The 12,485-nt window shown below is 42.3% G+C and carries 12 protein-coding genes; 3 read left to right on the forward strand and 9 right to left on the reverse strand.

The window, feature by feature from the left end; translation table 11 throughout:
• The first annotated feature begins 31 nt into the window (after nucleotides 1–31).
• From hmgA to KRP56_04200, 3 genes are read left to right on the forward strand one after another with little or no spacing between them, the layout of a single operon-like run.
• Entirely contained in the window at nucleotides 32–1,186 is a 1,155-nt protein-coding gene (hmgA, locus tag KRP56_04190; protein UAL07056.1) for a hydroxymethylglutaryl-CoA reductase (NADPH), read from the forward strand.
• Between the two features lie 4 nt (nucleotides 1,187–1,190).
• Nucleotides 1,191–2,855 (forward strand): phenylalanine--tRNA ligase subunit beta, encoded by a 1,665-nt coding sequence (gene pheT, locus KRP56_04195; protein UAL08455.1) that lies wholly within the window; start codon nucleotides 1,191–1,193, stop codon nucleotides 2,853–2,855.
• Between the two features lie 4 nt (nucleotides 2,856–2,859).
• Nucleotides 2,860–3,330: a peroxiredoxin gene (locus tag KRP56_04200; GenBank protein UAL07057.1), complete on the forward strand. Its 471-nt coding sequence runs from the start codon at nucleotides 2,860–2,862 to the stop codon at nucleotides 3,328–3,330.
• Here the strand turns inward: KRP56_04200 and KRP56_04205 are convergent.
• From KRP56_04205 to KRP56_04245, 9 genes are all read right to left on the reverse strand, one after another.
• Complete coding sequence (locus tag KRP56_04205; GenBank protein ID UAL07058.1) at nucleotides 3,325–4,395, reverse strand: electron transfer flavoprotein subunit alpha/FixB family protein; 1,071 nt, start codon at nucleotides 4,393–4,395, stop codon at nucleotides 3,325–3,327. The genes KRP56_04200 and KRP56_04205 overlap by 6 nt on opposite strands.
• Complete coding sequence (locus tag KRP56_04210; protein UAL07059.1) at nucleotides 4,392–5,159, reverse strand: electron transfer flavoprotein subunit beta/FixA family protein; 768 nt, start codon at nucleotides 5,157–5,159, stop codon at nucleotides 4,392–4,394. Before KRP56_04210 ends, KRP56_04205 begins: the two co-directional genes overlap by 4 nt.
• The gene (locus tag KRP56_04215) at nucleotides 5,156–6,628 is read right to left on the reverse strand and encodes an FAD-binding oxidoreductase (GenBank protein ID UAL07060.1); all 1,473 of its coding nucleotides are present in this window, start codon (nucleotides 6,626–6,628) and stop codon (nucleotides 5,156–5,158) included. The genes KRP56_04210 and KRP56_04215 overlap by 4 nt, the downstream gene beginning before the upstream one ends.
• Before the next feature lie 58 nt (nucleotides 6,629–6,686).
• A complete protein-coding gene (gene yjjX, locus KRP56_04220) occupies nucleotides 6,687–7,631 on the reverse strand; it encodes an inosine/xanthosine triphosphatase (GenBank protein UAL07061.1) in 945 nt (314 codons plus the stop codon).
• Nucleotides 7,632–7,635: 4 nt separating this feature from the next.
• Entirely contained in the window at nucleotides 7,636–7,842 is a 207-nt protein-coding gene (locus KRP56_04225) for a DUF2116 family Zn-ribbon domain-containing protein (protein ID UAL07062.1), read from the reverse strand.
• A 34-nt stretch (nucleotides 7,843–7,876) separates the two neighbouring features.
• Nucleotides 7,877–8,470, reverse strand: coding sequence for a tRNA (pseudouridine(54)-N(1))-methyltransferase TrmY (gene trmY / locus KRP56_04230; protein UAL07063.1), 594 nt, complete (start codon nucleotides 8,468–8,470; stop codon nucleotides 7,877–7,879).
• Between the two features lie 5 nt (nucleotides 8,471–8,475).
• On the reverse strand, nucleotides 8,476–9,828 hold the full coding sequence (locus tag KRP56_04235; protein UAL07064.1) for a signal recognition particle protein Srp54: 1,353 nt from the start codon (nucleotides 9,826–9,828) through the stop codon (nucleotides 8,476–8,478).
• A 181-nt stretch (nucleotides 9,829–10,009) separates the two neighbouring features.
• Nucleotides 10,010–12,223, reverse strand: coding sequence for a cadmium-translocating P-type ATPase (gene cadA / locus KRP56_04240; GenBank protein UAL07065.1), 2,214 nt, complete (start codon nucleotides 12,221–12,223; stop codon nucleotides 10,010–10,012).
• Entirely contained in the window at nucleotides 12,220–12,441 is a 222-nt protein-coding gene (locus KRP56_04245) for a cation transporter (GenBank protein ID UAL07066.1), read from the reverse strand. The genes cadA and KRP56_04245 overlap by 4 nt, the downstream gene beginning before the upstream one ends.
• Nucleotides 12,442–12,485: the final 44 nt, after the last annotated feature.

Genomic DNA, 12,485 nt, shown 5'->3' on the forward strand with positions numbered 1-12,485 from the left:
AATTATAATATCGTTGAATCAATGTCCATGTATGGTCGAGCAGAAGGGTCTGAAGAATAGAGGTTATCTGCATTCCGATGTCGATGATAGACGTAATGCGGTAGAAAAATTCACAGGGACCACTCTTGAGAGCATCTCCAAATATTGTTTCAGTTCGGAGAAGGCCTCAAAGAATGTTGAGAATATGATTGGAGCGGTCCAGATACCGCTTGGATATGCTGGACCCGTTAAAGTAAATGGCGAATTCGCAAAGGGGGAGTTCCTCATACCGCTTGCGACCACAGAGGGAGCACTCATAGCTTCCATATCAAGGGGAATGTCGGTCATCAATGATGGTGGAGGGGTCAACACCTTGGTCCTCCAGGATATGATGACAAGAGCTCCTGTTTTTCGTGTCAGAGATATAAAACACGCTAAGGAAACTGTTGATTGGATAGAGAACAATATTGACCTACTCGATCAGGCAGTATCGGGGACGACAAGTCACGGCAAGCTCCACGATGTTGAATCTTTCATCGACGGACGGGGACTTTATCTCAGATTCTCTTTCAATACTGGAGATGCAATGGGAATGAATATGGCCACCATCGCAACGGAAGCAGCATGTGAGGTCATACAAAACAATACAGGTGCCGAAATGGTCTCCGTTTCTGGAAATCTCTGCAGCGATAAAAAGGCCGCAGCGATCAATCTTATCAAAGGACGCGGAAAAAGTGTTGTTGCAGAGGCCAAGATACCAAAAGATGTGGTTGAGAACAGGCTTCATACAACAACGGACCTCATCGTCGAGATAAACTATAGGAAGAATCTCGTTGGCAGCATACTTGCTGGTACTTTGGGAGCTAACGCACATGCGGCAAATATGGTAGCCGCCATGTATCTAGCAACAGGACAAGATCCGGCCCAAGTGGTTGGCGGTAGCATGTCCATTACAACATGCGAGAATGTGGATGGCGACCTTTACATATGTGTGAGGATGCCCACCGTTGAAGTCGGTACGGTCGGAGGCGGTACAACACTCCCCTGTCAGTCGGAAGCATTGAGCATGATGGACTGTTTAGGTGAAGGTAAATCCAAAAAATTATCAGAGCTAGTAGCAGCAACCGTATTAGCAGGAGAATTATCCACGCTTGCCGCTCAGGCTTCTGGACAGTTGGGAAAGGCGCATAAGGAACTTGGACGCTGATAAAATGCCAGTTATTAATTTCAAATATGATGACCTCTGCGGTCTGATGGGAAAAAAGGTCCCTCAGGAGACCCTAATTGATAAAATACCAATGATCGGTGCTGACATGCACGATACTGAAGGTAATGAGAATGAGATGTCTGTCGAATTCTTTCCAGATCGTCCAGATCTATTCAGTGTGGAAGGTCTGGCAAGAGGCATGAGGGCCTTTTTGGATATAGAACCAGGACTCAAGACATATCCTGTAATTAAGACGAATATATCTGTCACTACAGATTCCAAGGTCACAAAAATAAGACCGTATTTCTTATGTGCAGCAGTATTCGATGTTGAAATATCGGACGAATTTCTTAGATCGATGATGGAGCTTCAAGAAAAACTTCATATCACCATAGGAAGGAAAAGAAGCAAATTCGCAATAGGTATACACGATTTGGATAAGGTCGAGTCGCCTTTCACATATACGGCTTTAGAGCCTCACGATATAAGATTCGTTCCTCTTGCCAAGACTGAGGAGATGGATCTTGCAGAGATATTGGTGAAGCACGAGAAGGGAATGGCATATGCGCATCTTCTTGATGGGTTAGAAGAATATCCTGTGATACTCGACAAGAATGGGAATGTCCTTTCATTTCCACCAATAATCAACGGTTCTCTGACCACCGTCACCACCAAGACACACAATCTGTTCATAGATGTGACTGGAATGGATAGAAAAGCTGTGAAGGGTGCATTGGATATCGTTGTCACCGCACTCGCGGAGCGTGGCGGCATTATCGGAACTGTCGATATGAAAGGTAACGAGAACTGTACCTCTCCTAATCTTGATCCTCTGACAAGGACCATATCATCAGCCGCATGTCAAAGATTTATCGGCGTAAAGCTGGGGAACGACGGCATCATCAGATCGCTCAAGAGAATGGGAATGGATGCCAGTGTTGATCCAAGGGATCAGGATGCGATAATCGTCAAATATGCTACCACAAGACTTGACATAATGCATGATGTCGACTTATTCGAGGATGTTGCCACAGGATACGGATTTGAGAAATTTGGAAGTCAGTATCAGGTCAATCAGACCATAGGGCATCTCAGTGCCGATACAACATTCTCTGAAAGTATCAAGGATATAATGGTAGGTCTGGGTTTTACTGAAGTAATGACCCTCACATTGAGTAACGAAAAAGATGAATTCGAGATCTCAGGTCTTCCGAAAATAGAATCTGTGAAGGTGACCAATCCTATAACCGAGGAACACACGTGCCTAAGATCGTATCTTATGCCCAGTCTTATGAGAATATTGAGGCACAACAAACACCGCGATCTTCCTCAAAGGATATTTGAGGTAGGTTATGTCATAAAGGATAACAAGACCGTTCTGCATCTGTGTGTTCTTGCCACTGCATCGAAGGCATCATTCACAGAGATTAAGTCCATTGCCGAGGCCGTATTGAGAGAGACCTCCACAGAGCACACACTCTCGGTGTGTCCTTATACAACGTTCATCAACGGAAGAGGAGCATTCGTCAACATAGATGGCAGTCCGGCAGGAGTCTTTGGAGAGATATCTCCTAAAGTGATAACAGATTTTGATATGAACCATCCTGTCATGATGTTTGAGATAGACCTCACGCCAATAATATCAAAAAAAGCAGGGAAAATGTTCTGATAACATGAACGTAGGGGATTCGTTTCCGCAATTTGTTCTCAAGGATGAGGACGGAATGGAAGTAGACAGTAATATGCTGAAAGGTATACGTTACGTCATATACTTCTATTCCAAAGATGGCACAGCGGGATGCACAAAAGAGGCTTTAGACTTCACAGGAAATTATGTAAAATTCATGTTCAGGAACATACCTGTATTCGGTGTAAGTAAAGATTCTCCTGAAACACACAAGAAGTTCAAAGAAAAGAACGATCTGAAGATAAAATTGCTAAGTGATCAGGATCACAACCTTATGAGTAGAGTGGAGGCTTGGGGCCCTAGGACAATGTATGGCAAGGTCACCGAGGGTGCCATTAGATCCACATTCATAATTGGCAAGGATGGGAATATAGAAGCTGTTTGGAAAAAAGTAAAAGTAGATGGCCACGCAGACATCGTTCTTGCAAAAGCTCTGTCATTGTATAAGGATTTATGAATTGAGCATTTTGTCCATTTCTGCAAGTATCTGATCTGCATTGCCTAATATGAATTCATCGCAAAGATCCTTAATTGGGGCATCTGGGTCTGTATTCACAGCAATTATCTTTTTTGCCGAACCTATTCCTGCCTTATGCTGTATGGAACCAGATATTCCGAATGCGATATACACGTCCGGAGCTACATTACGTCCGGACTGTCCTACCTGTCTATTCTGAGGCATCCAGCCCTTATCCACCAATGCGCGCGAACAGGATACCGAAGCTCCGATCTTGGCAGCTATCCTCTCAGCTACGGCAATGGATTCTTTTTTTATGCCCTTTCCAAGCGATATCAGGATCTTAGCTTTTGAGATATCTGATTCGATCACTTTTTTTCTTTCAGATGAGATGATATCCTTTAGATCATTGTTGGTTGCTTGACGATACATCACTGTTCCTTTTCTTCCTATCTGCGGTTGAGGCATTGGAAAAGTTCCGGGGCGTACAGTTGCCATTTGTGGAAAATTGCTGCAGGAGATGGTGGCAATTATATTACCTCCAAAAGCAGGTCTGGTCATTAAAAGGGCCCTTCCATTCATGCTAAGTTCGGTGCAATCGGCAGTCAGTCCTGTAGCCAGTATGGCAGCAACTCTTGGAGCAACCTCCCTTCCTCTCGATGTCCCACCGATCAATATAACAGCAGGATTTATGCGGTTCGCCACATCTGCTATTGCATCAGCATATGCTTCTGGATGATATGTGGCAAGGGTCTTGTCCTTTACATGATAAAGCGTGTCTATACCATAGGCGAATATGTCGTCATAAAGCATTTTTACATCATTATCTCCAATGATAATTCCGATCGTACGGGAATCGCTAATGTTCTTGAGTTTACCTATAAGCTCTATTGATACATCGACGACCTTTAGTTTATCGTCTATTATTGATGTTTCAATCCACACGAGATTGTCTTCTGCTGTGGATTGATTTAGGTTATATTGTTGGAGCATTCCCGGTGGCAGACCGTTCTCATTATTGGTCCCACAAGATCCTCCGCTGGAACATGTGCTGCAATCGCTCATTTGATCCCCTCCAATATGTGTTTGGCCGCCGTTGATGGATCGGTGCCATCAATTATTGTGCACTTATGTTCGGATTTTGGAGAATATGAGTATACTATCTTTGTTTTCGATCCTTTGAGGCCTACAGAAAATATACCTAATCCCAAAGATACGCGGTCTAAGGTCTGTATCTCTTTTTTTGCCGCTTCCAAATGCATTGATATTGAAGGCAGACGACGATTGAGGTCTCCTTGAGAAACAGAGATCAGAGACATATGCGGAAGTTTGCATGTGCGTATCTCATCACCGTAATTTTGTATCACGGTCATACCAGTAAGATCTCTTGAGATCCCTTCTACATAGTAGAACTGTGGTATGCATAGCATCCTTGAAAGTTCTGCTGGCACTTGTGCAGTATCTCCATCTGCTGCTTGTTTACCGCAAAATATGTGGTCATAATCAGGTGCGATCTTATTGACGAACGCCGTCAGTGTCCTGGATGTTGCGTATGTATCCGCACCTGCAAATGCCTTATCCGACAGCAGATATGCTTCATCCGCACCTAGTTCCAGACATCTTAGCAATGCTTCTTTGGCCTGCAAAGGACCCATTGTTACTGCGACTATACGATCCTCATTATTTTTTATTCTATTGATCATATCCAGTGCATATTCGCAATATGGATCCAATATCGATGGTACGCCAGTTCTTATGAGGTTGCCGTTCTCATCGACGTTGATCATTGTAGTATCTGGAACTTGTTTGATCATAAGTAAAAATTTCATCTTACCACCATGTTTCCGGGGTTCAGTATCCATTTTGGGTCCAGGACATTCTTGATCTCTTTTATTTCATTGAGTCCTTTTTCTCCATACATCATCGATATGTATTCTATTTTCAATTTACCGATGCCGTGTTCAGCACTAGGGGAGCCATTCAGCGCAATTGCTTTAACAGCTAGTTTCCGGTAAGCCTCTTTGGCACGGTTTATATCATCCATATTCTTCAATATGATCTCTACATGAAGATGCCCGTTTCCGATGTGTCCGAATATCACATATTCCAGATCGTACGTGGCAAGGACCTCCCTGTAATAATCCATCATTGTATCCAGATTTACAAGAGGAACGGACATGTCGGTGCCCATCTTATGCATGCCTGGATTCCCTCCTTTCAACGATGCGACATAATCGAATATGGATTGAGGTACTGAATGTCTGAACGCAAAGAACCTCTGTCTATCTTTTAATTCATGCCCGCACCAGCTGTTTTCCAGAGACCCGTTGTGTCTGGATGCTATTTGATCTATCTGTAAATAGCGATCTTCAATTTTTTCATCATATGGAAGATCGAAGAAAACTGCAGAACCAGCATTATCTGGAAGATCAGGCATATCAGTGAACTTGGGATCCTTCCTTCTGGATGCTCTGATAAGATCCAATGATCCTGTATCAAAAAATTCTATAAATTCAGGGTGAATCTCGGACTCAACGAATTCTTTTACGAAATCGTAAGCATTTTGGTCATCTGGAAAGAAAATAATGCTGGACATAAGGGGATGCCAAGGTGCAAGATATATGTCTGCTTCAGTAATAACTCCAAAAATTCCTTCACTTCCAATAAAGACATCCACAGCATCCACATCTTTCGATGTCATGATACCTGTAGCATTTTTTATTCCAAGTCTAAAATCATATGTGGGTACCTTGATCATTACACCATTTGAAAATATGATCATGCCGTCCTTTGCTTTCAATTTATCACGTTCGAGATCGAGTACATCTCCGTTTGAAAGCACGATCCTAATGCGTTTGACCCAGTTTCTTGTTGGACCATATTTGAATGTCCTTGGTCCTGATGCATTTGTTGAGATGTTTCCTCCGATGGAACCATTGAGTTCGGTTGGGTCAATTGGGTAAAATAGTTCTGAATTCTTTGCAATATCAATAGCTCCTTCAGATAATTCTTTGAGACCATCATATGATCTCTTTCTGATGAGGTCATTCAATCCATTTATTGTAACAGCTGGTTGAAGTCTTACATAAACGCCTTTTTCATTGCTTCCAATCCCGATGACCCTGTTCATTTTTTCAAGGGTCATGACATCTCCCCCGTTGGGAACTGCTCCGCCACATACTCCAGTGCGCATTGCGGATATTGTTATCGTCCTTCCTGAAGCTGAGGTCTTTTTGAGAACTTCAATAACCTCGGATTCGTTTGTAGGCATATACAGGACATCTGCTGTACCTGTCATTTTGGATTCATCCGTCAAATAAGGGGAGGTTTTTTCCAAATTTTTGGATATCAACATATCATTCATCCCATATACGAGGAATCATAGCTGCCATCACAGACTGTTCTGTTAATGTCTTTCTGTCAATAAGACCTTTACTAAGAAGGCCTATTGCTCCTTGTTTTTGCCCAATATCCATGTTCCCATATATCTGGTGTACAGCTTCTCCAACAGTATACCCGTCACGGACCAATTTTGCGATCGCATCAGGATATTTGAAGCCCATTCCCGTACCAATCGTCAATTTTCCTTCACGATCAAGTATTGCACAGTATTGAAAATCATATAGTCCATCCGGCATTTCAAAGACTCCTGCCTCTATACCTACTGCGATATCATGAGAACCTAAAGAATTCTTAGCCCTGTTTATCGCACCCTGACGTGTCTCCATTTCAAAAGGTTGAGGTGAAACGCCACTGTCTGCAGCTATGGCAGTTATTTTTACATTTTCAAATATGCGTTCCATAACTGAACGCACAGCCTCTACTTTTACATGATTTGCAGAACCGACAACAATGTCCGGAACGTCTATTTTGCCATTTTTTGCATATTTGCCTTTTAAAATATCACTTGCATTGATTTTTTTTCCATCAGATGCTTTGATGATGGGGACGGTGACTATATTCAAAGGTTTGATCCCTCTATTTATTCTATCATTCCTTATCTTTTCGGCATTGTGAAATGTTTCGGCAGACACTACAAGTACGTCAACTGTGTCCATTTCTACAGGACCATATAGATTGTCGATCACACTCAAAGTGTATGGTTTCCCCAAAGTGTCCAGATATTTTTTTAGATTGACTTCTCTGATATACAGCGGTACTGTGTCGTCTCTGTTCTGGGATGCCATTATGTCAGAGGTTATTCCCACTAGGACAGAATCACCTAATTCAAATGCTTTATCGATGAGTATTTTATGACCATCATGTAGAACATCGAATGTACCGGCCACAGCCGCTTTCATGATATCACAGTCCGATCATGGCGATCACGACAACAGTGATCGTAACGATCACTATCCAAATTATCATGAGTTTTCTTATTTTCTTTTTAGCATCTGCTCCGGCCGATTCTTTACAACTATCGCTGCAGAAATGACCCTCGCCTATGAACGCCTTGCCACAGACCTCGCAATGTCTGTGTTGTGGAATCTTGTCCGAAAAAATGCCTGTCATAATCAGTTATCTCTGTTCAGATTAAAAATATTGGTCAGGATAGATACCTGTCCATTTCGTTATGAACAATTATCATGCAATGATCAGCGTGCAGGCTGTAAGGTCCTAAGCATATTTTATCTGGATTCCTTGCAAGCAGAGCATTTTCTTCATCCTCTGTAAGATCTCTGTTATCTCCCAAAACAAATATTGGATCCTTTGGAAAATCATATTTGCTACAATCGGTGCCATCTTCCTTGAGGTATACGAATGATCCCTTTGATGAGAGATGTTCAAGGACGTCATCAAATGACATTTTGGAAACATAAACACCGGGTGAGGATTTTATCTCCTCTCCTTCTGGTATTTTTTTCAAAAGTGCATTCCTTATCAAAGAAGAAGTACTCCTCTCATCTGGATTTAGATATCTCATGTCTTCTCCACAGAACCTAATGGTCTTTGGTGCGGCAATTCCTCCTTCCAGAATAAGAAATACATCAACATCTTTACGTAGATCGTGACTTAAGAAAAATGCTGAATTGACACATCTGCATAATATGTCTAGTCTTCCAGCGCCACCAGCGATATCGTCTAGTTTGAAATCGCCGGTAGTAATGGCCTTATGACCAGTAATCACGAAATACCTCATTTGTCTCACTCCGTATCTTGGAGTTCGTCAAGGTCCATTCCGCCGAACTGTTTCATCATCTTCTTACGCATTTTACGGTCCTTACCGAAAGAACCCATCATCTTTTTGCTTTGATTATATTGCTTCAAAAGTTCACGAACATCATGTCCAGAAACACCTGACCCAACAGCGATCCTATCGATCCGCTTTCCTTTTATGAGATTGGGTTCATCCTTTTCCTGTTTTGTCATTGAATCCATTATGACCTTGTATCTAGCTAATTTGGCCTGAGATGCCTCATAATCGATCTTATCATCCATGTTACTCATTCCAGGGATCATGGACATAACTTTTTGCAGAGGTCCCATCTTTGTAACGGCCTGCATTTGTTGATACATATCGGTCAATGAGAATCTTCCGGAAAGCATATTCTTAGCCACTTGTTCAAGTGCCTCATCCTCTCCAATCTCTTCTTTTGCAATCCTCACCAATGATGCCAGGTCGCCCATTCCGAGGAGTCTTGATATGAATCTGTCAGCATCGAATGGTTCTAGGTCGCGTATGTGCTCTCCCACTCCGATGAACACTATTCTTGCTTTTGTCTTGGCAACTGCAGAGAGCGCACCTCCTCCTTTAGCAGTACCATCCATTTTAGTAAGTATGACACCCGTTACTCCCACCGCATTATGGAATGCATCAGCTTGAGGACCCGCCTGCTGCCCTACTTGAGAATCCAAGACCAGTATCCTCTCACTAGGTTTGGCGATGTAGGCGATGTCTTTTATCTCCTGGATTAGGTCTTCCTCCAGTGCGTGACGTCCGGATGTGTCAATTATCACTATTTTCTTATCCGAGAATTTTTTCATTCCACGTTCGACTATCTTCGCAGCATTCTTTTCTTCAGGTTCCCCATATACTTCTGCGTTTACCTTTTCCCCAAGTTGCTTGAGTTGGTCAAGAGCTGCAGGCCTGTATATATCGGCCCCGATAAGTCCAACGCTGAATCCTTTCTTGATAAAATAATTTGCTAATTTTCCAGTTGTGGTGGTCTTACCCTGTCCGTAAAGTCCTACCATCATGATGGTCTGAGGTTTAAGCGCCAATCCATCTCCGTTATCTAAAAGAGCGACAAGTTCTTCGTAGATTATCTTGGTAATATGGTCTTTGGGACTTCTTCCCGCTGGAGGTTCCTCATTCAGTGCACGGTTTTGTATTTTATTAGTTAATTCTAATACAAGCTGGACATTAACATCTGCTTGCAAAAGGGCACGCTGAAGTTCTCTGGTGATGTCTCTGACGAGATCGTCATCTACAACCGATGAACTGTTTACGCGTCCGATAACATCTCTGAGCGATTTTCCCAATCCTTCCAGTACCATACAATCTACCTGTTATATGCTTGATATTATTTATTGGAATTGATTGGAAACCAGATGGTTTGAAAAGTACGGGAATCGGCCAGCCAGTCAGAAGGGATGGGATGCACTCTACAAAACTGACCTTTTCCCTGCATGACTGATTAGTTAGCAGTATATATAAATGTTTGTTAAAAAACAGGTATCAATCTGTATAACAATCAGGTTTAAATCCTTTTAGTCTAAGGGAATTTAACACAACAGATATTGAAGAACAAGACATAGCAAGTGCGGCGATCATCGGCATTTCGGTAAAGGAAGACAATCCCAATAAGAACGGTAGGCCTGCAGCAATTGGTATACATACCACATTATAGCAGAAAGCAAAAAATAGATTCTGCCGTATGTTTCTTATTGTAGCTTTACCAATAGCAAATGTGGCTGGTATGTTCCTCATATCATCATTCATTAGGATCACATCTGCTGAATCTATGGCGATATCTGTACCTGAGCCGATAGCGATCCCGATGTCAGCCTGTATGAGTGCGGGAGAATCATTTATACCATCCCCGACCATGGCCACATCTGCACCTTTAGCTTGTATTTTTTTAACAATATTTATCTTATCTTCAGGTAATGCCTTGGATATTATATTCTCAATTCCGGTCTCTTTCGCAATCTTTTTTGCGGTAGAATCGGAATCACCCGTCACCATTGTTACATTTATGTTCATTTTTTTAAGATGAGATACTGCGCTGCGAGACGTTTTTCTTACAGGGTCCCCCATAGAAATGGACCCAACATATATTCCGTCTATTGCAACATATATCTGGGTCATTCCTTCATCATTACTGATGTTATCGGAAAATTCTATTTTATTTTCCATTAGGAGTCTGTCATTACCAACGATCACATTTTTTCCCTTTACAGTACAGATTATGCCCTTTCCTGTTACGGATGTAAATTCTTCAGGACGGTATATCTCCACAGATAGATCTTTTGCATAGGATATGACCGCCTTGCCCAATGGATGCTCTGATACCGATTCAGCGGATGCAACATAGGCGATGAATTCTTTTTCATCAATATCTGTGATTATTCTTTCAACCTTAGGACTTCCTTCTGTGAGTGTTCCTGTCTTATCCAATATTATTTCAGAAATATTACCGGAACGTTCTAGTGTTGCAGCATCTTTAAAAAGAATTCCATATTCTGCGGCCCTTCCAGTACCCACTGTTATCGCTAAAGGCGTAGCTAGACCTAATGCACAAGGGCACGAGATGACAAGTACAGATATCAGAATGACCAGTGAGAATTCCAGTCCTTTGCCTGCAAGCATCCATAATACGGCGGCTGCAACAGCAATTAGTATTACAACCGGAACAAAAATGGAAGCGACTTTGTCAGCGATCCTCGCAACAGGCGCTTTTGTACTTTGTGCATCTTTGATCATACGGACGATCTTGCTGAGCGCAGTATCTCCGCCTATGCGGGTAACTTCTGCTCTGAGAACGCCTGTTGAATTCGTGGTTCCGCTATAGACCTCATCTCCTATCGTCTTCTTGACGGGCATACTTTCACCAGTAAGCATTGATTCGTCGACGTGCGATAGTCCCTCGATGACTTTTCCATCTATAGGGATTCTATTTCCAGGCCTTATGACCGTTATGTCCCCGATATTCACTTCTTCTATTGGAATTGTGACTGTGTCCTTACCCCGTTCTATCTCAGCGGTCGGAGGTGCAAGATCCATCAGCCCTTTGACGGCATCATTAGTTCTGACCTTCGATCTGGATTCGAGATATTTACCTACTGATACCAGAGTTATTATCATGGCTGCAGAATCAAAGAAAAGGGAATGCATTGCGGAGTCATTTCCCTGAAATATTGTAATGATGCTGTAAAGACTGTATATTATCGCTGCCAGAGTACCTAAGGCTATCAGAGTGTCCATTGTGGGATTTCCACGCAAAAGAGATGGAATGCCTCTGATGTAAAATCTTCTTCCAGAAAAAATCACTGGGATACACAATATCAATTGTATTATCGAATATAATTCCGCATTATCATGAAATGGAATATTCAGACCCAGCATAGGCCCCATGGCCATGATCATAAGGATTGCAGTAAAAACCACAGATATGGTCAGATCCCTTTTCAATGCAATGGATTCTTTCCTTTCCTTTTCCATTATGGTATCGTTATCGCCTTCCAGGACATCATATCCTGATTTACGTATAGCATCAGAGATGTATTCCGAAGATATTTTCTCGGGGTCGAATTCAACGAACACTGTATTCTCTGAGAAATTTGCATTTACGGATAGGACGCCGTTCAATTTTCCTACCGTTCTTTCTATTTTTGCAGAACAGGAGGCACAGGACATGCCGCCGGTTCTTAAAATGATCTTTTCACTCATTTAAAAAGTCCGTGTTTGACCTTTGCCTTAAATCCAGCATTAAGAACGGCCATCATCAGATCTTCTTCTGAGGCCCCTTCATGCTCTACGGTCGCGGTACCTTTATTCATGTTGACATCAACATTTTTAACACCTTTTACGGCGGACAAACCATCTTTGACCTTTTCAACACATGAATTGCACATCATTCCTTCGATCTTGAGAACGATCTTACTCATGGTTAGGTAATCCTAAAACAGCTATATAATCTTGACAATCACAA

This window comes from Candidatus Methanogranum gryphiswaldense (genome assembly GCA_019262145.1).
GTDB classification, from domain to species: Archaea; Thermoplasmatota; Thermoplasmata; order Methanomassiliicoccales; family Methanomethylophilaceae; genus Methanogranum; species Methanogranum gryphiswaldense.